The sequence below is a fragment of the Vitreoscilla sp. C1 genome (assembly GCF_002951955.2).
GTDB lineage: Bacteria > Pseudomonadota > Gammaproteobacteria > Burkholderiales > Neisseriaceae > Vitreoscilla > Vitreoscilla stercoraria.
Window position 1 is genome coordinate 2,588,012 of the sequence record NZ_CP019644.2, and the last position, 24,660, is coordinate 2,612,671.

A 24,660-nucleotide genomic window follows, 5' to 3' on the forward strand; every position below is an offset into this window, starting at 1 on the left:
TGTAAGTATGGCACGTTATATTGGCCCTAAATGTAAATTAGCTCGTCGTGAAGGCAGCGACCTGTATTTGAAGAGCGCTCGTCGCTCTATCGATTCTAAATGTAAAATTGACACAGCACCTGGTCAACACGGTGCTAAACGTGGTCGCTTGTCTGACTACGGTTTGCAATTGCGCGAAAAACAAAAAATTCGTCGCATTTATGGCATCTTGGAAGGTCAATTCCGTCGTTACTTTGCTGAAGCTGAACGTCGCAAAGGTTCAACTGGCGAATTGTTGTTGCAATTGTTGGAATCTCGTTTGGACAACGTGGTATTCCGCATGGGTTTTGGTTCTACCCGTGCTGAAGCACGTCAATTGGTTTCACACAAAGCCATCGTTGTTAATGGCCAAGTAGTTAACATTGCTTCTTACCAAGTTAAAGCTGGTGATGTAGTGTCTGTTCGCGAAAAAGCTAAAAAACAAGTTCGTATTCAAGAAGCTTTGGCATTGGCAACTCAAATCGGCTTGCCAAGCTGGGTGAGCGTCGACGCACAAAAATTAGAAGGTACATTTAAAAATGTTCCTGACCGTTCTGAATTGTCTGCTGACATTAAAGAACAATTAGTCGTTGAGTTCTACTCTAAATAATAGCTAGATTGTTGAGGAATCGCTTAATGCAAAGCAACGCATCTGAATTTTTAAAGCCGCGTACGATCGAAGTAGAAACACTTTCGGCTACACGTGCTAAAGTGTCTATGGAGCCGTTTGAACGCGGTTTCGGACATACGTTGGGTAATGCATTACGTCGAATCTTGCTTTCTTCCATGAATGGTGCAGCACCGACGGAGGTTTCTATCGCCGGTGTTTTGCATGAGTACTCCACCATTGATGGTGTGCAAGAAGATGTAGTTGATATTTTGCTGAACCTGAAAGGTGTGGTTTTCAAATTACACAGCCGTCAACAAGTAGTTTTGAAATTGCAAAAAAACGGTGAAGGCGTAGTAACTGCTGGTGATATTGAATTGTCACATGATGTTGAGGTGTTAAACCCTGAACATGTGATTTGTCATTTGTCATCAAATGGCGCTATCGATATGCACATTAAAGTGGATGTTGGTCGTGGCTATCAATCAGTTGCAGGTCGTCGTAATCGTGATGACAATCAAGAAATCGGTGCCATCCAATTGGATGCAAGTTTCTCACCAGTAAGTCGCGTCAGCTTTGACGTTGAATCTGCTCGTGTGGAACAGCGTACTGATTTGGACCGTTTGGTATTGGATATTGATACCAATGGCTCTATCGATCCTGAGCAAGCAGTACGCAGTGCAGCTCGTATCTTGATCGACCAATTGTCAATTTTTGCTGATTTACAAGGTACTCCTGTTGAGGAAGTAGTTGAAAAAGCACCTCCAGTAGATCCAATTCTATTGCGTCCTGTAGACGATTTGGAATTGACAGTTCGCTCTGCAAACTGCTTAAAAGCGGAAGATATCTACTATATCGGCGATTTGATTCAACGCACAGAAACAGAATTGCTGAAAACACCTAACTTAGGTCGTAAGTCTTTGAATGAAATCAAAGAAGTACTTGCGTCCAAAGGTTTGACCTTGGGTTCTAAACTTGAGTCTTGGCCACCAGCCGGCTTAGAGAAGCCCTAAGTTGACTTTTAAAGGATTATGACATGCGTCATCGTAATGCTAACCGAAAATTAAACCGTACCAGCAGTCATCGTAAAGCGATGTTGCAAAATATGGCTAATTCTTTGGTGACTCACGAGTCTATCGTGACCACTTTGCCTAAGGCTAAAGAATTGCGCCGTGTGGTTGAGCCTTTGATTACATTGGGCAAAAAACCTTCATTGGCTAACCGCCGCTTGGCGTTTGACCGTACTCGTGATCGTGATGTAGTAGTGAAATTGTTTGGTGACTTAGGTCCTCGTTTCACTAACCGTAATGGTGGCTACGTACGCATCTTGAAATGCGGTTTCCGCAAAGGTGACAATGCGCCTATGGCTTTGGTTGAATTGGTTGAAGGACCAGCTCAAGCACAAGCAGCTGAGTAATCAGTCTTGGTAAACAAAAACCAACCCTTTAACCGGGTTGGTTTTTGTTTTGTATGAAGTTTGCTATCATTCCAATTACATTCTTTGTAAGGTGATGTCATGAAAAAGCTCATAGTAGGAATATTGTTGTTAGTTAGCATGCAAATTGTTTTTGCTGCGCGTGCTTTACCACCGACAATGGATATTGCCGTACTCAAAGCCTCACAAGGCAAAGAGGTGGTTTTATCACCTGATGGGTTTTCATGGTTGAAATTTTTTACTTTGGGCTGGCTAGATCGTTCCAAAGAATTTGAAATGTCTACTGCTGTTAAAGTGCGTGATGAAAGTAACCGATTTATTACTTATGGTCGTCTTTCGCAACACCAGGGCAAATTGGTAGCAGTCAAACGTGACCCCTACAATTACATCAATGAAATTTGGATTTTAACTGATCGTGAACGTGAACAATTTCGTCAAATAGCGAAACAGCGAGAAGCAAATCACAAATGAAGAAAGTATATATTCGCACTTTCGGCTGCCAAATGAATGAATATGATTCAGACAAAATGCTGTCTGTATTGGCCGAAAATGAAGATTTGGAACAAGTTAGCGAGCCTGAAAACGCTGACATTATTTTATTTAACACTTGCAGTGTACGAGAAAAAGCCCAAGAAAAAGTCTTTTCTGATTTGGGTCGTGTACGCAAGTTAAAAGAAAAAAATCCTGAATTGATTATTGGGGTGGGCGGCTGTGTGGCTTCGCAAGAAGGTGAATACATTGTTGAACGTGCACCTTATGTTGATGTGGTTTTTGGGCCACAAACTTTACATCGTTTACCACAATTAATTGATGATAAAAAAGAATCAGGCAAATCCCAAGTTGACATTTCTTTCCCTGAAATTGAAAAATTCGACCATATTCCTGCGGCAAAAGTCACAGGCGGTTCGGCGTTTATTTCTATCATGGAAGGTTGTTCTAAGTATTGTAGTTTTTGCGTAGTACCTTATACGCGTGGTGAAGAATTTTCTCGACCATTGGAAGATGTGTTGACCGAGATTGTTGGTTTGGCACAGCAAGGTGTGAAAGAAGTCAATTTATTGGGTCAAAACGTCAATGCATATCGTGGTGAAATGCCCGATGGCAATATTTGTGACTTTGCACAATTATTGCGCATTGTGCATGAAGTGCCAGGTATCGAGCGCATGCGTTTTACGACCAGTCATCCACGTGAATTCTCAGATGCCATCATCGATTGTTACCGTGATTTGCCTAAATTGGTCTCTCATCTGCATTTGCCGATTCAATCGGGTTCGGATCGAGTATTGTCTGCAATGAAGCGCGGTTATACTGGTTTGGAATACAAATCGATTATTCGCAAATTACGTCAATACCGCCCTGATTTGTGCTTGAGTTCGGATTTCATCGTTGGTTTTCCAGGTGAGACTGAAGCTGAGTTTGAACAAACTTTGAAATTGGTCAAAGATATTGGTTTTGACTTAAGTTATGTGTTCATTTACAGCCCTCGTCCCGGTACGCCTGCGGCAAATTTGCCAGATGATACACCACACCAAGAGAAAGTACGTCGCTTGGAGGCTTTGAATGAATTGCATGAAGCTGAAACTGCGCGCGTGAATCAGTCTATGATTGGTACAGTGCAGCGTTGTTTGGTGGAAGGTGTTTCGAAAAAAGATCCTAATCAAATGCAAGCACGTACTGCCAATAACCGTGTGGTCAATTTTGAGGGTAATCCTCGTTTGATTCATCAAATGGTTGAGTTGGAAATCACAGAAGCATTTACTTTTTCTATGCGTGGTAAGTTGCTTATTAATGATTAATAACTAGCTTATTTGTTTCATGAAAAGCGTCCTGTAAATTTTACAGGACGCTTTTTTTATATAGCAGTTTTAATGAAAATGATTGTCATAGTGAGGCTGCTGTTTTATGATGAAAAAAGCAGTATCTGTTAATTTATGAAAATAAATGTGTAAAACCTCAGGTATGAGTCATAGCAATCAGTTTCAAACAAAGATTATAGATGAATAGGAGTACTACTTATGTTGACGCAAAAAGCAACACGATTGTCTTGTATCGCCATGTTGGTCATGGGTCTGGCCGCTTGTGGCGGTGGTGACAAGCCTGCACAAGGTGCAGCTGCACCAGCATCTGGTACGGCAGCAGCACCTGCTGCGACAGATGGTGGCACTTTAGATAAAATCAAATCTTCTAAAACCATCGTTTTGGCTCACCGCGATTCTTCGATTCCATTTTCTTATATTGCTGACACGCCCAATCAACCAGTGGGTTTTGCGCATGATTTGCAATTGAAAGTGGTTGATGCTGTAAAAACCAAATTGAATATGCCTGATTTGCAAGTGCGTTACGCTTTGGTAACCAGTCAAAATCGCATTCCATCGATTGCCAATGGTACGGCTGACTTGGAGTGTGGTTCTACTACCAATAACCAAGAGCGCCAGCAACAAGTGGCTTTCTCAACTGGCTTCTTCAAAGTGGGCTCACGCTTGTTAACGTCTACGGATTCAGGCGTGAATGATTTTGCTGACTTGAAAGGCAAAAAATTGGTAACGACTGCAGGTACGACTTCTGAGCGTTACATCAAACCTAAGCAACAAGAATTGGGTATTTCTGAAATTATTTCAGCCAAAGACCATGCAGAATCTTTCTTGATGTTGGAAAGTGGTCGTGCTGCAGCATTCATGATGGATGATATTTTATTGGCAGGTGAAAAGTCTAAAGCCAAAGATCCTAATAAATGGCATATCGTAGGTACTGCACCGATTCATGAAATTTATGGTTGTATGTTGCGCAAAGGCGATGCGGAATTTAAGGCTGTTGTGGATGATGCCATCAAAGCAACTTATGCTTCAGGTGAAATCAATGAGATGTACAAAAAATGGTTTGAATCTCCAATCCCACCTAAAGGTGTGAACTTGAACTTCCCAATGTCTAACGATATCAAAGATTTGATTGCCAACCCTCACGACCGTGATGCATAATTGGTAGAAAGACAAAAGCAGCTCAAAAGAGACCTTTTGGGCTGCTTTTTATAGTAAGGGAGGTTGATATGAATTACACATGGAATTGGGGTGTTTTGTCACAAGCTACGGGCATTGGTGATGAAACTTATCTCGATTGGATTTTTACAGGTTTAGGCTGGTTATTGACCATTGGTATCATTGCTTGGATTATTGCCATGGCAGTGGGTACAACATTGGGTGTGATGCGTACTTTGCCAAATCCTATGGCACGTAAGGTCGCAACGGCTTATGTGACCGTATTTCGCAATATACCATTGTTAATTCAATTGTTTGTTTGGTATTACGTAGTGCCAACATTGTTGCCAGAGAATATGCGTTTGTGGTGGCTAGATTTGCCATCTAATACGTCTGCTTTGATTTCTGCCAGTATTGGTTTGGGTTTGTTTACCGCTGCACGTATTTGTGAACAAGTACGCACAGGTATTGAATCTTTGCCTAAGGGTCAAAAAAATGCGGGTTATGCTTTGGGTTTTACGACACCGCAATTGTACAAAACTGTGATTTTGCCACAGTCTTTTCGCGTGATTTTACCGCCTTTGAGTTCGGAACTGACTAACTGTTTTAAAAATGCTTCGATTGCTTCTTTGGTAGGCGTATCTGAATTGATTAGCCAAGTCAAAACCATCAGTGAATATACACAAGCGACCATCGAAATTTATGCTTATGCCACATTGGTTTACATTGTGTTGAATTTAAGCCTCATCGCCTTAATGGGCTTGTTAGAACGCAAATTGCGCGTTCCAGGTTTGATTGCGGGAGGTAAATAATATGTTTTTCGATGATTTGGCCATTTCTTGGCCCTTATTGTGGGATGGGTTTTTAAAAACCATCCAAATTGTGATTGCAGCCACTATTGGCGGTGTGTTGATTGGTACTATTTTAGCTTTATTGCGCTTGTCTTCATTTAAGCCTTTTGCTGCGATTGCGAAATTTTACGTTAATACATTTCGTTCGATTCCATTGCTATTGGTATTGATGTGGTTTTATTTTGCGGTACCGTTTATCTATACAGGCATTACAGGTAAATACATTCAAGGCGACATTGCATTTAAATCGGCAGTGGTGGCTTTTATGTTGTTTGAAGCCGCGTATTTTTCTGAAATCGTGCGTGCGGGTATTCAATCGATCAGTCGTGGTCAAACCTTTGCAGCTTATGCGTTAGGTATGACTTATGGGCAAACCATGCGGTTGGTGATTTTGCCGCAAGCTTTTCGCAAAATGTTGCCTTTGTTGTTACAGCAAACCATCATTTTGTTTCAAGATTCGACTTTAGTGGTTGCCATTGGTATTACAGATTTTTTCCGCGCTGCCAATGTGCGTGGTCAAAATTTGGCAGGTGGTATGTTGGAAAGTTACATTATTTTTGCCGGATTGGTGTATTTTGCCATCAGCTTGTTGGCTACATACGGCGTGAAAAAATTGCATGAGAGGTTACGTGTATGAGTGAAGTCATGATTGACATTCAAAATGTCAGCAAGTGGTATGGGCAGTTTCAAGTATTGACCGATTGTAATACCACTATCAATAAAGGTGAGGTGGTGGTGGTATGTGGACCTTCTGGTTCCGGTAAATCCACTTTGATTAAAACCGTCAATGGTTTGGAGGAAATTCAAAAAGGTGACATTATCGTTAATGGTACCTCTATTGCAGACCCTAAAACCGACTTGTCTAAATTACGTAGCCGTGTGGGCATGGTGTTTCAGCATTTTGAATTGTTTCCACATTTGAGCATCACTGAAAATTTGACTGTTGCACAAGTCAAAGTTTTGGGTCGTTCTATGGACGAGGCGAAGAAAAAAGGTTTGGCATATTTGGATCGCGTGGGTTTGAGTGCCCATGCGCATAAATATCCAGCTGAATTGTCAGGTGGTCAACAACAACGTGTGGCGATTGCCCGAGCTTTGTCTATGGATCCTATCGCCATGTTGTTTGATGAGCCGACTTCAGCACTTGACCCTGAAATGATTAACGAAGTTTTGGATGTGATGGTGAGTTTGGCAAAAGAAGGCATGACCATGATGTGTGTCACACATGAAATGGGTTTTGCACGACAAGTGGCCGACCGCATTATTTTCATGGACAAAGGCATTATCGAGGAAGATTGCAGCAAAGATGAATTCTTCGGTGCGCCTCGTGGCGAACGTGCGCAGCAATTTTTGGCGAAGATTTTGCATCATTAAGTGTGAAATTGGGTCTTAAAATTCAAAATATTTTCAAACCTGTTGCTTGCAACAGGTTTTTTTATGGCGAGAGACCTTAGTTTTGTTACAAAGCAAATTGAGAACATTGCTTGATTAAATAAGTCCTAATCACCATGTTTGTTTGATTTAAAAGGCTTGTTTGATGGCTTGTATTTCTTTGTCGTATCAGGGTCTTAAGATTTGGTTTTTATATGGGTCAAATAAAAAGTGCTTAATTTATTTATATATAAATTTTATTTTAAAAAATGGCTTAGAAGGATTTTTTATTCGTTTAGTATATTTTAATGTAGTGGTTTTGATAATTAAAACATGGCAGATATAAAGAAAAAGATATTAAATTATGTTAATGTGACGGTCTTTTCTGCAACTCAATAAAAACAATAGGGTTGCATTAATATCGTCATGGTAAATTGATTTTTAGAAGAGGACTTTTTATGTCTGAGCATCATTCCGAAGGTTTGCAACGAACCTTAAAGAATCGCCATTTGCAATTAATTGCTATTGGCGGTGCCATCGGTACCGGCTTGTTTATGGGTTCGGGCAAAACCATCAGCTTGGCTGGACCATCGGTTTTGTTCACTTATATGATTATCGGTTTTTTCTTGTTCTTTGTGATGCGAGCAATGGGTGAATTGTTGCTGCACAACTTGGAATACAAATCATTTGTGGATTTCTCGGCCGATTTGTTAGGTCCAACTGTGGGCTATTTTGTCGGTTGGACATACTGGTTTTGTTGGGTGGTCATTGGTGTCGCTGATATTGTTGCCATTACAGGTTATGCGCAATTTTGGTGGCCTGATATTCCATTGTGGTTGCCAGGCATGATGTGTATTGCTTTCTTGTTGGCATTTAACATGTTGTCGGTAAAATTGTTTGGTGAATTGGAGTTTTGGTTTGCTTTGATTAAAATCGTGGCGATTGTGGCTTTGATTGGCTGTGGTATTTACTTGATTGCTACTGGTTTTGAAGGTCCAACAGGCGACAAAGCGCAAATTTCGAATTTGTGGAATGATGGTATTTTACCGCACGGTTTGTCTGGTTTCTTTGCAGCTTTCCAAATTGCGGTGTTTGCATTTGTAGGTATTGAATTGGTCGGTACGGCTTCTGCGGAAACAGCGGATCCTCACAAAACCTTGCCTAAAGCGATTAACAAAATCCCAGTGCGTGTGATTGTGTTTTATGTATTGGCATTGTCTGTCATCATGACAGTAACGCCTTGGAGCTCGGTTGCAGCTGACAAGAGCCCATTTGTGAATATGTTTACTTTGATTGGTATTGGTGCAGCCGCTGCCATGATTAACTTTGTGGTATTGACCTCAGCTTTGTCTTCGGCAAACAGTGGTATGTTCTCTACAGGCCGCATGTTGTTTGGTTTGTCTGAAAACAAGTTGGCACCAAAAGCATTTGGTAAATTGTCTAGCAATGGTGTGCCACGCAATGGTTTGATTTATTCTTGTGCTTTGTTGTTGATTGGCGTGGCATTGCTTTATGCAGATGGCGATGTGATGCACGTGTTTACCATCGTGACCACCATTTCAAGCATTGGCTTTTTCTTTGTGTGGACAGTGATTTTGTTGTCTTACTTGAAATACCGCAAAGTGCGTCCTGAAGCACATTTGGCATCTAATTACAAAATGCCATTTGGTGTGCCAATGTGTTATGCGACGATGGCATTTTTTGCTTTCGTATTGGTATTGTTCTGGCAAGAGCCTGATACCCGTATTGGTTTGTTGGCAACGCCTGTTTGGTTCATTGCTTTGGCTTTGTGCTATCCATACTATAAAAAAGGTTTGAAACAGCAATAATTTTGCTGAATTGACCATCACAAGCGTCCTGTAAAACTTACAGGACGCTTTTGTATTGTGGGGCATGCGCTTGTGTTTCGGTGTAAAACTCACTACATTATTGTTTTTTGCAGTGCGATGAAAAATGGAAGGAAGTTGTGTGGATTCTGTGTTTTGGAGCGATGGCATTGCGCAATTGCACCCATATGTCCCAGGCGAGCAGCCTAAAATTGCCAATTTGGTCAAACTCAATACCAATGAAAACCCATTTGGTCCGTCACCCAAAGTGATGGCGGCGATAGCACAAGCGGCGCAAAGTGGTTTGCAGTTGTATCCCGACCCACAATCGAGTCAATTATTGGACGCTTTGGCGCAATACCATGAAGTGCATGAAAGCCAAGTGTTTGTGGGCAATGGTTCGGATGAGGTGTTGGCGCATGCGTTTCGTGCCTTTTTCGTCAAACAAAAACCTTTGTTGATTCCTGATATTTCTTACAGCTTCTATACCGTTTATGGCGCATTGTTTGGGATTGAATGTCAAAAAGTGGCGTTGGACGATGGTTTGCGTGTGAACATTGACGACTATTTGGCGATAGATCCAAGCAGCGTCGCAGGTGTGGTGATTGCCAATCCAAATGCGCCAACAGGCGTGGCTTTGCCTTTGTTTGAGTTAGAACGTGTATTGCAACATTTTAGCCAAACTGTGGTATTAATTGACGAAGCTTATGTCGATTTTGGTGCCGATTCTGCCCGCGCTTTGTTAAACCAATATCCCAACTTATTGGTGGTGCAAACTTTGTCCAAATCTCGTTCATTGGCAGGTTTGCGCATTGGTTTTGCGTTGGGTTCAGCCACTTTGATCGATGGTTTGGTACGAGTCAAAGACAGCTTCAATTCTTATCCGCTCGATAAAGTCGCGCAAGCGGCAGCCATTGCCGCGTTTGAAGACGAGGCGTATTTCCAAGAATGTCGCGCGGCTGTGATGGCACAGCGCGATGTGGTGACGGCTGCCTTGCAAGCGCGCGGGTTTGAAGTATTGCCTTCCGCGACCAATTTTGTATTTGCATGCCACCCACAACACCAAGGCAAAGAATTATTGGCGGCTTTGCGTGAGCGTGCGGTATTGGTGCGCCAATTTGAAAAGCCACGCATTGCCGATTTTTTACGCATTACCATTGGCACAGCCGAACAAAACCAAGCTTTGCTAACGGCATTGGATGGTATTTTGGCTTAGTTATAAAATAATGAGCGTCCTGTAAATGTTACAGGACGCTTTTTTTGATGCATGTTTAACGCACAAGGGGAGAAATATGGTTTTGAGTCATATTTGGGTGGCGTTTTTTTTAATCACATTTGTGGTCGCTTGCGTGAAATTGCTCGGCGGCGACACCATGATTTTTGAAAGCATTGTCAAAGCGATGTTTGACAGTGCGGCAACGGGTGCATCGATTTCGTTGGGTTTGATTGGCATGATGACGTTTGCGCTTGGCATTATGAAAATCGGCGAGCGTGGCGGCATGATAGACATTTTTGCGCGTTTGGTTGGTCCATTTTTCAACAAATTGTTTCCTGAAGTGCCAAAAAACCATCCTGCTTTGGGTTCGATATTGATGAATTTTTCTGCCAATGCTTTGGGGCTGGACAATGCGGCCACGCCTTTGGGCTTAAAAGCGATGAAGGAATTGCAAGAGCTCAATCCCAACAAAGACACAGCCAGCAACGCACAAATCATGTTCATTGTTTTGAATGCATCCAGCTTAACGTTATTGCCAATTTCTATCATGGCGTATCGCCAAGAAGCGGGTGCGGCAATGCCTTCGGATGTGTTTTTACCGATTTTGATTGCGACATTTTTTTCTACGTTAGTGGCTTTGCTGACGGTGGCGTGGTGCCAAAAAATCAATTTGCTCGACAAAACCATTTTGGCGTATTTGGGCGGTTTGTCTGCGTTAATCGGCGGCACTTTGTATTATTTTTCAGGTTTACAGGCCGAAGAAATCCAAGTGATTTCGCGCGTGGTGGGTAACTTTGTCTTATTTGGTTTGTTTGTGTCTTTCATTGCCTTGGCATTTTTCAAACGTATCAATGTGTATGAAGCATTTGTCGATGGTGCCAAAGAAGGCTTTCAGGTGGCTGTGAATATTATTCCGTATTTGGTGGCGATTTTGGTCGCCATCGCGGTGTTTCGCGCCTCGGGCACGATGGATTATTTGGTTGGCGGCATTGCTTGGATTGTGGCATCTATGGGCTTGGATACGGCATTTGTCGAAGCTTTGCCTGTTGCGTTAATGAAGCCTTTGAGCGGTTCGGGCGCGCGTGGTTTGATGGTGGAATTGATGCAAACCAATGGTGCTGATGATTTTGCCGCGCGGGTGGCGTGTGTGATTCAAGGTTCTACCGAAACCACGTTTTATGTATTGGCGGTGTATTTTGGTTCTGTTGCGATTAAAAACATTCGCCATGCTTTGCCTTGCGCTTTGTTGTCAGAAGCAGCGGGTGTGGTGGCGGCCATTTTTGTGGTATATATGTTTTGGGGTTAATGACATTGATGGTATTTTAAAGCGTCCTGTAAACTTTACAGGACGCTTTGTTATGGTTTGCACACACAAGCATTAAAAAATGCTACTTAAATAAATGAAGTATGGTCAAGGTGTCGCTGGTCTTACACTGTGTGTTGATTTGCAATGTCATTTTGAGGAGAAACGCATGCGCATTAAAAAACAAACAGTTTCGTCCAATCGTTTACCTGAAAAATGGTTTCGGCGCGGTTTGTGGTTGGTGGCGTTGGTATTTGCCAGTTTTCTAATTGGATTGGGTGGCAAAATTGTCGGTGATTTACCGCAAGTGACGCCTTATCAAAATGTGGATACTTATCTGGATGCACCGCAATACTTACCTTTGCAGCAAGAGCAAAACCGTTTGCAAGCCGAACAAACTCGTTTACAGGCCGCTTCTGAACAAGCGCAATTGACATGGGAGCAGCGGCGCAATCAAACCCAATCTGAGCAATTCAGTTTGAACAATTGGTTGGCGACTCGTGCCGTAACCGAACAATCGGATCAAAATCCTGAAGTGTTGGCGCGTACGCAAAAATTGGATGCGCTCAAGCAGCAAGAGCGTCAAGCGCAAATGGAAGTGGAGGCATTACAGCAACAAAATTTGAATGCCACACAACAATTGAGCGAGGTCGATGACAAAATCACAAAATTGCGAGAACAAGCCCAAAATTTGAAAGATGCAGCAGATCGCCAAATTGAATTGCAAGTGTTTTTATACCGTTTGGCTTTGACATTGCCATTGCTTTTGGTGGCAACGTATTTGTTTTTAAAGCAACGCCAATCCAAGTGGTGGCCGTTTGTGTGGGGCTTTATTTATTTTGCGCTGTTTGCGTTTTTTGTGGAATTGGTACCGTATTTGCCAAGCTATGGCGGTTATGTGCGTTATGGTGTGGGCATTGTGCTGACAGTTTTGATTGGGCGGTATGCTATTGTGGCGATGAACCGTTATTTGGAGCGTAAACAATTGGAAGAAGCCTTGCCCAGCAGCGAACGCCAGCAACAATTGAGTTATGACATGGCGCACACACGCATTGCCAAAGCGGTGTGTCCATCGTGTGAGCGACCAACTGACTTTAACAACCCGCATTTGGATTTTTGTCCGCATTGTGGCATCGGTTTGTTTCATGCTTGTGGTGTGTGCCAAAGCCGTAAAAATGCGTTCAACCAATATTGCCATCAATGTGGGGCGGCAGACACTGTGCTCAGCGCGGCTAAAAATGAATAGCTAATAAAAAGCGTCCTGTAAACCTTTACAGGACGCTTCAATCATATGGCGCAATAAGGGTTTATGCCAAGGCTTTAGAAAAATGAAAGCAATCGGCAATGTAATCATGAGTGAAGTAAAATTTGTGTGCTCGAGAGCGAAACACGCCAGAATCTAAGGACAAATGGCTGCAACCGTTTTCTTTGGCAATGTGTTCACATTGTTTTAAAACTTGTTCACCGACGCCCGTACCGCGCAAATTTTCATCAATCACCAAGTCTTCCAAAAACAAAATTTTGCCTTGATAAGTATTGTGGTGCATGTTGAACAATGCCAAGCCAATGATTTGACCACTTTCATTTTGTACTATCAAAAACTGCTGTCTTTCTGACAGCAATAAAGCGATGTAATCCACATATTTTTCTGCATCGGTCAAAAACTGAGGACGAAGTTGGTTGTGTAAGTGCCAAGCGTCCTGTATTTTTTGTTGGTGTGACGGTAATTGTTGTGGATTTTGAATGTGAGTGTAGTGCAAATCAGACATGAAAAACTTTCCTTGTGAAAAATCTTAAATTAAAACGACTGCCTTAAAACCCACATTCATACGCTTAAAAAACATCTGCTCGTTCTATTCAATAGAATGTAGCAGATGTTTTTGAGTGGGAATGAATATGGGGAAAATTTATTCGGTGTAAGCGGGAATGCTCACTGTATGGTTGATTAAGCTGCCGACTGCTTCAGACAAAACTGTGAAAAACTCGCTGCCGTCACGCGTGGCAACCCAAGCGCCATTTTCAAAATGAAAATGGTAACCGCCGCTTTTGGCTGCAATCCACAACTCTTGGTTGGCGGTGTGGCGGTTGACAATGATTTGTGCGCCATCTTCGTGCTCTATGGTTAAGACATTGCCATTTTTGGTGGTGTCAAACTCGTCAAAGTGGTCGCCAATGTATTCATCAATGTAATCAAAAATGTTTTCTGACAGGCGGACAAATTCTGTTTCGTTCATGCTCATGGTGTCTGACGTTGTATTTTGTTAAGATTGCCCATCTTGCCATGAGTTAAAGTGGAACACAATTGCCATTGCAATGAATCATGGTCAAACCATTATGTGAAGGAATAAGGTGTGAAAGTCATCTGGTTGTGCACTTTGTGCGCATTACTGAGTGCTTGCGGTTACAAAGGCTCGTTGTATCTGCCTAAAGAAAACGACAAGCAAACCTTTGGCGTGATTCAAACCGGATTCGGTATTGATCGTCGTCCTAATCAAGTGCCGCCAACTTTACAAAATGGGCCACAACCTTTTAATTACTAAAGATTAAGATTTCTAACATGAGTTTATTTCAGTCTATCGACAACAGTTTGCATTTTGATCAGGTTTCTTTGGCGCAATTGGCCAAAACTTATGGCACACCTTTGTATGTGTATAGCCAAACGGCGTTAACGCAAGCTTTCCAAGCTTACCAACAAGCATTTGCTAAAAACCAACCATTGATTTGTTACGCAGTGAAAGCCAATGGCAATTTAAGCGTCCTGAAACATTTTGCTTCTTTGGGTTCGGGTTTTGACATTGTGTCAGGTGGTGAGTTGGCGCGAGTTTTGGCAGCAGGTGGCGATGCTGGCAAAGTGATTTTTTCAGGTGTGGGCAAAAGTGCGGCTGAAATTCAGGATGCTTTGCAAGCGGGTGTGTTGTGTTTCAATGTTGAGTCGTTGCCAGAACTTGACCGTATCAATAGTGTGGCAGCAAAAATGGGTGTGCAAGCTCCGATTTCTTTGCGCATCAATCCTGATGTCGATGCGCAAACCCATCCTTATATTTCAACCGGCCTGAAAGAAAACAAGTTTGGCATTGCGTTTGTCGATGCGTTGCAAGCTTATCGACATGCGGCGAGTTTGGAAAATTTGCAGATTGTCGGTATTGATTGTCACATTGGTTCGCAATTGATTGATTTGAGCCCATTGACCGAAGCGTTAGAGCGTTTATTGGTTTTGGTAGACCAATTGGAAGCCGAAGGCATTGTGCTCCAACACATTGATATCGGTGGTGGCGTGGGGATTGTGTACAGTGATGAAACCCAGCCTGATTTGCAAGCTTATGCAGATTCGGTAGCGCGTTTGTTAGAAGGTCGTCCACAACATTTGGTGATGGAGCCGGGGCGTTCTTTGGTGGGCAATGCGGGTGTGTTGTTAACGCAAGTTGAATTTGTCAAACAAGGAGAGACCAAAAATTTTGTGATTGTCGACGCGGCGATGAATGATTTGATGCGTCCTGCATTGTATCAAGCTTACCATGAAGTGGTGGCGGTAGCGCCGCGCAACGATGTAGAGACTGTTTTGGCAGATGTGGTCGGTCCTATTTGTGAAACAGGAGACTTTTTAGCGCAAAACCGCCAATTGGCTGTGGTTGAAGGCGATCTTTTGGCGATTCAAAGCGCAGGTGCGTATGCTTCATCTATGGCGAGCAATTACAATAGCCGTGGTAAAGCAGCTGAAATTTTGGTATGTGAAGGTCAAGAAACCTTGGTACGTCGTCGCGAAAATGTGAGCGATTTATGGCGTGATGAGATTTTGGCGTAAACAGGATTGTGGATTGGAATGACCTTCGTAAGGGAGTGATGGCATGCATGGTTTTTTCACATGGCACCCATTATGGTTGTTGATTTGTTTTGTAGGCTTGGCAGTGCTTTTGTTTTTGTTTGGTGCAATGTCTTTGCGCCGCTTCATGCGCCAAGCTCAGGCTGACAGCAATACCATGCCTATTCCTGTTTTTTTATCGACTCTGGCCACCACTTGGGCATTGGCGTTTGGTTTTGTCGCTTCTGATATTTGGAGTGTGAATAATCAAGCGGCTCAAGCGGCCAGTGCCGAGCGTTCGTCTTTGAGCCGATTGTTAGGCATGACGCAAATAGAGGCTTTGAATGATGGGGTATTGCACCAACAGTTGACGGTGTATCGCAGTTCGGTGTCTCAATTTGAATGGGGCAGAGATTTGAATGCGGCACCCAATAGCGAAGTAGAGCAAGCGTTACAAGCCATTCGTATGGGTTTATTGGCTCGCGCTGATGCGGGCAATACGCCTGATACGATTACCGCACGCATGATTGATGATTTTGACGAATTGCAAGACGCACGCAATGAGCGTTTGGCTATTGGAGCATCCAATATCAATGCTTATAAGTGGTGTTTTTTAATTGTGTTTTCATTGCTAGTGCAATTGGCGGTGGCTGCCATACATGCAGATCGCCTACAAGGTGGGCGCAGAGCGGTGGGTTGGTATGCAATCATGGTGGCAATGAGTTTGTATGTTTTGGCTTTGCACGTGAATCCTTATACAGGTGCATCCAGTGTTCATCCACAAATCTTATTTAGTATGCAGCTTTGATAGGGTATTTATTGTATAAAAAAAGCGTCCTGTAAATGTTACAGGACGCTTTTTGAATGTTGGATGGTTTATTGACCTGGCAAAATGCCTTTTAAGCCTTTGGCCATTTTCAACATCTTGCCCATACCGCCTTTGCTAAACTGTTTCATCACTTTTTGTGATTGTTCAAATTGTTTGAGCATTTTATTGACTTCTTGCACCGTCACGCCAGAGCCAATAGCAATACGGCGTTTGCGGCTGGCTTTGATCAAAGCCGGATTGGCGCGTTCTTTTGGTGTCATCGCGTTGATGATAGCTTCCACTTGTCCCATCGCTTTTTCTGCGGTGCCTTCAGGAACATGTTTGCTCATTTCACCAATTTGACCAGGCATTTTCGACATAATAGATTCGATGCCGCCCATATTGCGCATTTGCACGATTTGAGCTTTGAAATCGTTCAAATCAAAACCTTTGCCTTTGTGCAATTTTTTCGCCATGGCAGCAGCGGTTTCTTGGTCGATACCTTTTTGTACGTCTTCAATTAAGGTCAATACATCGCCCATGCCCAAAATACGGCTGGCCAAACGGTCTGGATGGAATGCTTCTAAACCATCTACTTTTTCACCCACACCGATGAATTTAATCGGCTTGCCAGTAACATGGCGCACAGACAAAGCCGCACCACCGCGAGAGTCGCCGTCCATTTTGGTCAAAATCACGCCAGTCAAAGGCAAAGCTTCATCAAATGCTTTGGCTGTATTCACCGCATCTTGGCCTTGCATGGCATCGACCACAAACAAGGTTTCGATAGGGTTGATGGCAGCATGAATTTTTTGAATTTCTTCCATCAATACTTCATCAATGGCCAAACGACCCGCAGTATCGACCATCAACACATCAAAGAAGTGTTTTTTAGCATAATCTTGAGCGTCTTTGGCGATTTGTACTGGATCTTCCCAAGAATTAGATTGGTAAAATTCGACGCCCACTTGATCGGCGAGCAAACGTAATTGTTCAATGGCTGCAGGACGGTAAACGTCGGCAGAAACGACCAAAACTTTTTTCTTTTGGTCATTTTTCAATAAGCGAGACAATTTACCAATGGTGGTGGTTTTACCAGCACCTTGTAAACCTGCCATCAAAATAGTAGCTGGAGGGACTGCTGCCAAGTTTAAGGCATCGTTTTGTTTGCCCATCAACTCAGTTAAAGAGTCATTGACCACACCAATAAAAGCTTGACCAGGTGTTAAGCTGCCCAAAACTTCTTGACCCATGGCTTTTTCTTTAACTGAAGCCACAAAATCTTTGACCACAGGCAAAGCCACGTCCGCCTCTAACAAAGCCATGCGTACTTCACGCAATGCATCCTTGATATTGTCTTCAGTTAAGCGTGCATGGCCACGCATGGTTTTGGCTAATTGACCCAAACGGCTGGATAGATTGTCTAACATGGATATCCTCTAGAGAATTTGTCTGCACCGCAAGGGTGTTCCTGATAAAATCATTCTATTTTACACGACAGGGTGTGTTTGCGACATGAGCGCGCCAGAAAGATTGTCAATGACGCTTGTATTTGTTTGCTTATTGTTCATTTACAGTGCTTTGTCACTCTTTGTTGTCCAGTTTTGGCGTACCAGACCTGCTCACGCATATCCTAAAAAACAAGAATTGATGATTTTATTGCCTGTGTTGGCAATCCATGGTTTTTGGTTGTGGTGGCCGATGGTCGAAGTAGGGCAATTATTGCTAGGCTTTGGACATGCTATAGCGGTATTGAGCTGGATGACTTTGATTTGGTATTGGAGTGGCAGTTTTCTTTACAGGCTGCAAGGATTGCAGCTGTTCTTATTTCCATTAGCCGTATTCAGTTTATTGGTAGATTATTTTGTGCCCAATACCCATGCAGGCATTCAAGTAAGCAATTGGGCATTTGGTAGTCACATTGTTTCTTCTTTATTGGCTTATAGCCTGTTTGCCTTGGCCACTTTATTAGCATGGTTAATGTTATGGCAAAGTCGTCATTTACGGGGCAATCATTTAACTCCAGCGATTTCTTTTTTGCCTCCTTTATTAAGCATTGAAAAACTGATGTTTCAAGCGTTATTGGTTGGCTTTGTGCTACTGACTTTGTCTTTGGCTAGTGGCATGGTGTTCTCTGAGGCTGTGTTTGGACATGCTTTTATGTGGACACACAAAATGATTTTTGGTGTGGTTTCATGGTTGATTTATGCCGTGATTTTGCTATTGCGTTGGCGGCAAGGTATTCGAGGTAAGAAAGTTTCGATTGCTGTGATTATGGGTTTTCTCTCGTTGGTTTTGGCTTATTTAGGTAGTAAGTTTGTTTTTGAAATTATTTTAGCTGGTAGCCGTGTCTTATAGGCTATATCGAGATAATATGACAGCATTAACGCAAACAGGCTGTGAACGGTTAAGTTCACAGCCTGTTTTGTCTATTCTCTTCTCTTTTTCGGCCTTTGTGGTGCTTGGCTCTGTAGTAGATATGGAGTCTGTGCTCGATATCTGCGCTCACTATATGTGATGCATAGAGGGTTGGCAACCAAAAAAAATGTTTTATTACAAAATATTTATGTTTCGATTTTATCAAATAAATGACATTTATTTTTAAATGAAATGGATTTAGAGGCCAATTAAAAAACAATAATTATTTGAATTAATAGGCTTCATGAGTATTAATTGAGGATCTGAGTTTTAAAAATATAACGTATTAAATAATTAATTAATATTGAATTGAAATTCATTTTTTAATCATCTTCTATATCTGTGTTTTTATATAGGTATGGATATTTTTGTAAACTTTGGGCATGGTGGAGTCAGGTGTGATGGTTTTAAAAGATGTGGTATTGAGATACAAAGACCGTTATTGATGGAGTCGCCATAATTTAGAAAGTTTTTTAAGGTGTTTCTGAGTGTAGAAGGAAGTCTTTTGAATTAAAAAATGAATAATTTTATTTAAATGTAAATAAAATTATTAATAAAAACAGAGGATATGGTTTATTTTGAGGATATTTTTACAATTAGGTGTTGACGGGTTTTCGGTGTTTCTGTAATATTCGGTTTCTTCGCTGCTGAGACAGAAACGAAACAGACCAAACGGTCAGCTTCGCAAGTTTCACAGCACAGCTCTTTAAAAAACAGATTACCGATAAGTGTGAGTGCGAAGAGCCTCACACTGCTAAAGAAGTAAAGACAAGATATGATTTTTAATCATTTCTCGCTCTTTTTCTTTGAGAAGCAGACCAGAAATTAAATAGTAAGCTTAGAGATTAAACATAAGAGTTTGATCCTGGCTCAGATTGAACGCTGGCGGCATGCTTTACACATGCAAGTCGAACGGTAGCAGGAGAAAGCTTGCTTTCTTGCTGACGAGTGGCGAACGGGTGAGTAATGCGTCGGAACGTACCAAGTAATGGGGGATAACTACTCGAAAGAGTGGCTAATACCGCATACGCCCTACGGGGGAAAGCAGGGGATCTTCGGACCTTGCGTTATTTGAGCGGCCGACGTCTGATTAGCTAGTTGGTGGGGTAAAAGCCTACCAAGGCGACGATCAGTAGCGGGTCTGAGAGGATGATCCGCCACACTGGGACTGAGACACGGCCCAGACTCCTACGGGAGGCAGCAGTGGGGAATTTTGGACAATGGGCGCAAGCCTGATCCAGCAATGCCGCGTGTATGAAGAAGGCCTTCGGGTTGTAAAGTACTTTTGTTAGGGAAGAAAAGCTTTTGGCTAATATCCAAGAGTGATGACGGTACCTAAAGAATAAGCACCGGCTAACTACGTGCCAGCAGCCGCGGTAATACGTAGGGTGCAAGCGTTAATCGGAATTACTGGGCGTAAAGCGAGCGCAGGCGGTTATTTAAGTCAGGTGTGAAAGCCCCGAGCTCAACTTGGGACGTGCATTTGAAACTGGATAACTAGAGTGTGTCAGAGGGGGGTAGAATTCCACGTGTAGCAGTGAAATGCGTAGAGATGTGGAGGAATACCGATGGCGAAGGCAGCCCCCTGGGATAACACTGACGCTCATGCTCGAAAGCGTGGGTAGCAAACAGGATTAGATACCCTGGTAGTCCACGCCCTAAACGATGACAATTAGCTGTTGGGAGATTAAAAGCTCTTGGTAGCGTAGCTAACGCGTGAAATTGTCCGCCTGGGGAGTACGGTCGCAAGATTAAAACTCAAAGGAATTGACGGGGACCCGCACAAGCGGTGGATGATGTGGATTAATTCGATGCAACGCGAAGAACCTTACCTGGTCTTGACATGTACGGAATCCTCCAGAGACGGAGGAGTGCCTTCGGGAGCCGTAACACAGGTGCTGCATGGCTGTCGTCAGCTCGTGTCGTGAGATGTTGGGTTAAGTCCCGCAACGAGCGCAACCCTTGTCATTAGTTGCTACCATTCAGTTGAGCACTCTAATGAGACTGCCGGTGACAAACCGGAGGAAGGTGGGGATGACGTCAAGTCCTCATGGCCCTTATGACCAGGGCTTCACACGTCATACAATGGTCGGTACAGAGGGTAGCCAAGCCGCGAGGTGGAGCCAATCTCATAAAGCCGATCGTAGTCCGGATCGCACTCTGCAACTCGAGTGCGTGAAGTCGGAATCGCTAGTAATCGCAGGTCAGCATACTGCGGTGAATACGTTCCCGGGTCTTGTACACACCGCCCGTCACACCATGGGAGTGGGGGATACCAGAAGTAGGTAGGATAACCGTAAGGAGTCCGCTTACCACGGTATGCTTCATGACTGGGGTGAAGTCGTAACAAGGTAGCCGTAGGGGAACCTGCGGCTGGATCACCTCCTTTCTAGAGATAGAAGAGGCTTAACGCATTCACACTTATCGGTAAACTGTAAATAAAGATGCAAGTAGCAACGACCTGGGTTTGTAGCTCAGCTGGTTAGAGCACACGCTTGATAAGCGTGGGGTCGGAGGTTCAAGTCCTCCCAGACCCACCATCAAACTTGGTAACAAGTAAGGTTGTGGAACATTGGGGGCATAGCTCAGTTGGTAGAGCACCTGCTTTGCAAGCAGGGGGTCATCGGTTCGATCCCGTTTGCCTCCACCAATGAACTAAAATACTTTGCAAATCAAAGACGATTGACAGCTGACGCTGTTTTTTATTTCACTCTTAATAAAGAGATGATATACTCTCAGTCTTCTTTGATTTGCGAAGCGTGTTAGCGGACAAGCAGTACAAAGCGAAACACACAAAAGCGACGCATCGATCTTTAAAAAATTAGAAAGCCGAAATCAACAAACAAAAGACAATGTTGTTGTTTAGACAGCCTTTACAGGCCGCTTAAATAACACAGTAAATTTGGGTGATGATTGTATCTGCAATCAACGAATTCAAAAGGCGTTGATTGTAACAACCAAGTAGTAAGCTTTAACATGAAGAGAATCAAGCAGAAGGAAGACACGTCAACTGTCTAATTCTGCAAAGTCAGAGGTTCTTGAAATGATAGAGTCAAGTGAATAAGTGCATCAGGTGGATGCCTTGGCGATGATAGGCGACGAAGGACGTGTAAGCCTGCGAAAAGCGTGGGGGAGCTGGCAATAAAGCTTTGATCCCGCGATGTCCGAATGGGGAAACCCACCTAATTTATTAGGTACCTTTGACTGAATACATAGGTCACTGGAGCAAACCCGGAGAACTGAACCATCTAAGTACCCGGAGGAAAAGAAATCAACCGAGATTCCGCAAGTAGTGGCGAGCGAACGCGGAAAAGCCTGTTAGTGATAGTAGTCGAGATAGAAGAACATTCTGGAAAGTATGACCATAGTGCGTGATAGTCGCGTATTCGAAATCTCAACTGCGGTACTAAGCTAACGACAAGTAGGGCGGGACACGAGAAATCCTGTCTGAATATGGGGGGACCATCCTCCAAGGCTAAATACTCATCATCGACCGATAGTGAACCAGTACCGTGAGGGAAAGGCGAAAAGAACCCCGGAAGGGGAGTGAAATAGAACCTGAAACCTGATGCATACAAACAGTGGGAGCGGACTTGTTCCGTGACTGCGTACCTTTTGTATAATGGGTCAACGACTTACGTTCAGTAGCAAGGTTAACCGAATAGGGGAGCCGTAGAGAAATCGAGTCTTAATAGGGCGATTAGTTGCTGGGCGTAGACCCGAAACCAAGTGATCTATCCATGGCCAGGATGAAGTTGCCGTAACAGGTAATGGAGGTCCGAACCCACTAATGTTGCAAAATTAGGGGATGAGCTGTGGATAGGGGTGAAAGGCTAAACAAACTTGGAGATAGCTGGTTCTCCCCGAAAACTATTTAGGTAGTGCCTCGAGGTACACTCATGGGGGTAAAGCACTGTTATGGCTAGGGGGTTATTGCAACTTACCAACCCATGGCAAACTAAGAATACCATGAAGTGATTCCTCGGGAGACAGACATCGGGTGCTAACGTCCGGTGTCAAGAGGGAAACAACCCAGACCGCCAGCTAAGGTCCCAAATGATAGATTAAGTGGTAAACGAAGTGAGAAGGCCCAGACAGCTAGGATGTTGGCTTAGAAGCAGCCACCATTTAAAGAAAGCGTAATAGCTCACTAGTCGAGTCGTCTTGCGCGGAAGATGTAACGGGGCTCAAATCTATAACCGAAGCTGCGGATGTGCACTTAGTGCATGTGGTAGGGGAGCGTTCTGTAGGCCTGCGAAGGTGGATTGTGAAGTCTGCTGGAGGTATCAGAAGTGCGAATGTTGACATGAGTAGCGATAAAGGGGGTGAAAAGCCCCCTCGCCGAAAACCCAAGGTTTCCTACGCAACGTTCATCGGCGTAGGGTGAGTCGGCCCCTAAGGCGAGGCAGAGATGCGTAGTCGATGGGAAACAGGTTAATATTCCTGTACTTGATTTAAGTGCGATGTGGGGACGGAGAAGGTTAGGTCAGCAAACTGTTGGAATAGTTTGTTCAAGCCAGTAGGTGGAATTCTTAGGCAAATCCGGGAATTCATTCAACACCGAGAAGTGATAACGAGGTTCTACGGAACCGAAGTGACCGATACCACGCTTCCAGGAAAAGCCACTAAGCTTCAGCTTAAATCGAACCGTACCGCAAACCGACACAGGTGGGTGGGATGAAAATTCTAAGGCGCTTGAGAGAACTCGGGAGAAGGAACTCGGCAAATTGATACCGTAACTTCGGGAGAAGGTATGCCTGGTATTGTGAAGGATTTACTCCGTAAGCAACGCCAGGCCGCAGAGAATCGGTGGCTGCGACTGTTTATTAAAAACACAGCACTCTGCTAACACGAAAGTGGACGTATAGGGTGTGACGCCTGCCCGGTGCTGGAAGGTTAATTGAAGATGTGCAAGCATCGGATCGAAGCCCCAGTAAACGGCGGCCGTAACTATAACGGTCCTAAGGTAGCGAAATTCCTTGTCGGGTAAGTTCCGACCCGCACGAATGGCGTAACGATGGCCACACTGTCTCCTCCCGAGACTCAGCGAAGTTGAAATGGTTGTGAAGATGCAATCTACCCGCTGCTAGACGGAAAGACCCCGTGAACCTTTACTGTAGCTTTGCATTGGACTTTGAAGTCACTTGTGTAGGATAGGTGGGAGGCTTTGAAGCACAGACGCTAGTCTGTGTGGAGCCGTCCTTGAAATACCACCCTGGTGACTTTGAGGTTCTAACCCAGGTCCGTTATCCGGATCGGGGACCGTGCATGGTAGGCAGTTTGACTGGGGCGGTCTCCTCCCAAAGAGTAACGGAGGAGTTCGAAGGTTACCTAGGTCCGGTCGGAAATCGGACTGATAGTGCAATGGCAAAAGGTAGCTTAACTGCGAGACCAACAAGTCGAGCAGGTGCGAAAGCAGGACATAGTGATCCGGTGGTTCTGTATGGAAGGGCCATCGCTCAACGGATAAAAGGTACTCCGGGGATAACAGGCTGATTCCGCCCAAGAGTTCATATCGACGGCGGAGTTTGGCACCTCGATGTCGGCTCATCACATCCTGGGGCTGTAGTCGGTCCCAAGGGTATGGCTGTTCGCCATTTAAAGTGGTACGTGAGCTGGGTTTAAAACGTCGTGAGACAGTTTGGTCCCTATCTGCAGTGGGCGTTGGAAATTTGACGGGGGCTGCTCCTAGTACGAGAGGACCGGAGTGGACGAACCTCTGGTGTACCGGTTGTCACGCCAGTGGCATAGCCGGGTAGCTAAGTTCGGAAGAGATAAACGCTGAAAGCATCTAAGCGTGAAACTCGCCTGAAGATGAGATTTCCCTTGTGGTTTAACCACACTAAAGAGTCGTTCGAGACCAGGACGTTGATAGGTGGGGTGTGGAAGAGCGGTAACGCTTGAAGCTAACCCATACTAATTGCTCGTGAGGCTTGACTCTATCATTTGAAGAACTTCAATGATAATGCTTACTACATAAAGCATACAATTATTACCCAGTTGATTAAGATTGAAATAGACAGTATAATACAGCCC

20 protein-coding genes, 2 tRNA genes and 2 rRNA genes are annotated in these 24,660 nt (G+C 43.8%); 21 read left to right on the top strand and 3 right to left on the bottom strand.

Translation table 11 applies throughout. From position 1 onward, the window contains the following. Positions 1 to 7: 7 nt before the first annotated feature. The 13 genes from rpsD to ADP71_RS12865 all read left to right on the top strand — a co-directional run bounded on the left by rpsD (position 8) and on the right by ADP71_RS12865 (position 12,845). Positions 8 to 628, top strand: coding sequence for a 30S ribosomal protein S4 (gene rpsD / locus ADP71_RS12805; protein WP_019959418.1), 621 nt, complete (start codon positions 8 to 10; stop codon positions 626 to 628). A 26-nt stretch (positions 629 to 654) separates the two neighbouring features. Continuing rightward, entirely contained in the window at positions 655 to 1,638 is a 984-nt protein-coding gene (locus tag ADP71_RS12810; protein ID WP_104932340.1) for a DNA-directed RNA polymerase subunit alpha, read from the top strand. A 23-nt stretch (positions 1,639 to 1,661) separates the two neighbouring features. Beyond that, positions 1,662 to 2,042 carry a 50S ribosomal protein L17 gene (gene rplQ, locus ADP71_RS12815; RefSeq protein ID WP_104932341.1) on the top strand — a complete coding sequence of 127 codons (381 nt, stop codon included), beginning with the start codon at positions 1,662 to 1,664 and terminating at the stop codon, positions 2,040 to 2,042. 99 nt (positions 2,043 to 2,141) lie between these two features. Next, on the top strand, positions 2,142 to 2,531 hold the full coding sequence (locus ADP71_RS12820; protein WP_026353708.1) for a hypothetical protein: 390 nt from the start codon (positions 2,142 to 2,144) through the stop codon (positions 2,529 to 2,531). After that, a complete protein-coding gene (gene miaB, locus ADP71_RS12825) occupies positions 2,528 to 3,856 on the top strand; it encodes a tRNA (N6-isopentenyl adenosine(37)-C2)-methylthiotransferase MiaB (RefSeq protein WP_026353707.1) in 1,329 nt (442 codons plus the stop codon). Before ADP71_RS12820 ends, miaB begins: the two co-directional genes overlap by 4 nt. Before the next feature lie 219 nt (positions 3,857 to 4,075). Then, the gene (locus tag ADP71_RS12830) at positions 4,076 to 5,035 is read left to right on the top strand and encodes a transporter substrate-binding domain-containing protein (protein ID WP_104932342.1); all 960 of its coding nucleotides are present in this window, start codon (positions 4,076 to 4,078) and stop codon (positions 5,033 to 5,035) included. 68 nt (positions 5,036 to 5,103) lie between these two features. Further along, positions 5,104 to 5,844 (top strand): amino acid ABC transporter permease, encoded by a 741-nt coding sequence (locus ADP71_RS12835; RefSeq protein ID WP_019959412.1) that lies wholly within the window; start codon positions 5,104 to 5,106, stop codon positions 5,842 to 5,844. Between the two features lies 1 nt (position 5,845). Further along, positions 5,846 to 6,520, top strand: coding sequence for an ABC transporter permease subunit (locus ADP71_RS12840; RefSeq protein ID WP_019959411.1), 675 nt, complete (start codon positions 5,846 to 5,848; stop codon positions 6,518 to 6,520). Between the two features lie 8 nt (positions 6,521 to 6,528). Continuing rightward, positions 6,529 to 7,257 (top strand): amino acid ABC transporter ATP-binding protein, encoded by a 729-nt coding sequence (locus ADP71_RS12845; RefSeq protein ID WP_171461227.1) that lies wholly within the window; start codon positions 6,529 to 6,531, stop codon positions 7,255 to 7,257. 455 nt (positions 7,258 to 7,712) lie between these two features. Then, the gene (gene cycA / locus ADP71_RS12850; RefSeq protein ID WP_019959409.1) at positions 7,713 to 9,083 is read left to right on the top strand and encodes a D-serine/D-alanine/glycine transporter; all 1,371 of its coding nucleotides are present in this window, start codon (positions 7,713 to 7,715) and stop codon (positions 9,081 to 9,083) included. A 139-nt stretch (positions 9,084 to 9,222) separates the two neighbouring features. Next, the gene (gene hisC, locus ADP71_RS12855) at positions 9,223 to 10,296 is read left to right on the top strand and encodes a histidinol-phosphate transaminase (RefSeq protein WP_019959408.1); all 1,074 of its coding nucleotides are present in this window, start codon (positions 9,223 to 9,225) and stop codon (positions 10,294 to 10,296) included. A gap of 76 nt (positions 10,297 to 10,372) precedes the next feature. Then, a complete protein-coding gene (locus ADP71_RS12860; RefSeq protein ID WP_171461200.1) occupies positions 10,373 to 11,602 on the top strand; it encodes a nucleoside recognition domain-containing protein in 1,230 nt (409 codons plus the stop codon). Between the two features lie 166 nt (positions 11,603 to 11,768). Beyond that, on the top strand, positions 11,769 to 12,845 hold the full coding sequence (locus ADP71_RS12865) for a hypothetical protein (RefSeq protein WP_019959406.1): 1,077 nt from the start codon (positions 11,769 to 11,771) through the stop codon (positions 12,843 to 12,845). A gap of 61 nt (positions 12,846 to 12,906) precedes the next feature. Here the strand turns inward: ADP71_RS12865 and ADP71_RS12870 are convergent, their stop codons facing one another. Beyond that, positions 12,907 to 13,368, bottom strand: a complete 462-nt coding sequence (locus tag ADP71_RS12870) for a GNAT family N-acetyltransferase (protein ID WP_019959405.1) — start codon at positions 13,366 to 13,368, stop codon at positions 12,907 to 12,909. 138 nt (positions 13,369 to 13,506) lie between these two features. Continuing rightward, the gene (gene cyaY / locus ADP71_RS12875) at positions 13,507 to 13,833 is read right to left on the bottom strand and encodes an iron donor protein CyaY (protein WP_026353705.1); all 327 of its coding nucleotides are present in this window, start codon (positions 13,831 to 13,833) and stop codon (positions 13,507 to 13,509) included. 117 nt (positions 13,834 to 13,950) lie between these two features. Between cyaY and lptM the strand changes: the two genes are divergently transcribed. From lptM to ADP71_RS12890, 3 genes are read left to right on the top strand one after another with little or no spacing between them, the layout of a single operon-like run. Then, on the top strand, positions 13,951 to 14,139 hold the full coding sequence (gene lptM / locus ADP71_RS12880) for an LPS translocon maturation chaperone LptM (protein WP_019959403.1): 189 nt from the start codon (positions 13,951 to 13,953) through the stop codon (positions 14,137 to 14,139). 17 nt (positions 14,140 to 14,156) lie between these two features. Beyond that, entirely contained in the window at positions 14,157 to 15,401 is a 1,245-nt protein-coding gene (lysA, locus tag ADP71_RS12885) for a diaminopimelate decarboxylase (protein ID WP_019959402.1), read from the top strand. A 43-nt stretch (positions 15,402 to 15,444) separates the two neighbouring features. Continuing rightward, positions 15,445 to 16,206, top strand: a complete 762-nt coding sequence (locus tag ADP71_RS12890; RefSeq protein WP_171461201.1) for a bestrophin-like domain — start codon at positions 15,445 to 15,447, stop codon at positions 16,204 to 16,206. Between the two features lie 68 nt (positions 16,207 to 16,274). On the opposite strand, the gene ffh is transcribed toward ADP71_RS12890, so the two are convergent. Continuing rightward, positions 16,275 to 17,636 (bottom strand): signal recognition particle protein, encoded by a 1,362-nt coding sequence (gene ffh / locus ADP71_RS12895; protein WP_019959400.1) that lies wholly within the window; start codon positions 17,634 to 17,636, stop codon positions 16,275 to 16,277. Between the two features lie 109 nt (positions 17,637 to 17,745). On the opposite strand from ffh, the gene ADP71_RS12900 reads away from it, so the two are divergent. The 5 genes from ADP71_RS12900 (at position 17,746) to ADP71_RS12920 (ending at position 24,565) form a co-directional block, all read left to right on the top strand. Beyond that, positions 17,746 to 18,564 (top strand): cytochrome C assembly family protein, encoded by an 819-nt coding sequence (locus tag ADP71_RS12900; protein WP_026353703.1) that lies wholly within the window; start codon positions 17,746 to 17,748, stop codon positions 18,562 to 18,564. 907 nt (positions 18,565 to 19,471) lie between these two features. Next, positions 19,472 to 21,013 (top strand): 16S ribosomal RNA (locus ADP71_RS12905). 74 nt (positions 21,014 to 21,087) lie between these two features. Then, positions 21,088 to 21,164: transfer RNA gene (locus ADP71_RS12910), tRNA-Ile, on the top strand. 34 nt (positions 21,165 to 21,198) lie between these two features. Beyond that, positions 21,199 to 21,274, top strand: a tRNA-Ala gene (locus tag ADP71_RS12915). 400 nt (positions 21,275 to 21,674) lie between these two features. Continuing rightward, positions 21,675 to 24,565: ribosomal RNA gene (locus ADP71_RS12920) — 23S ribosomal RNA — on the top strand. The 16S and 23S rRNA genes sit together here with 2 tRNA genes alongside, the layout of an rRNA operon. Positions 24,566 to 24,660: the final 95 nt, after the last annotated feature.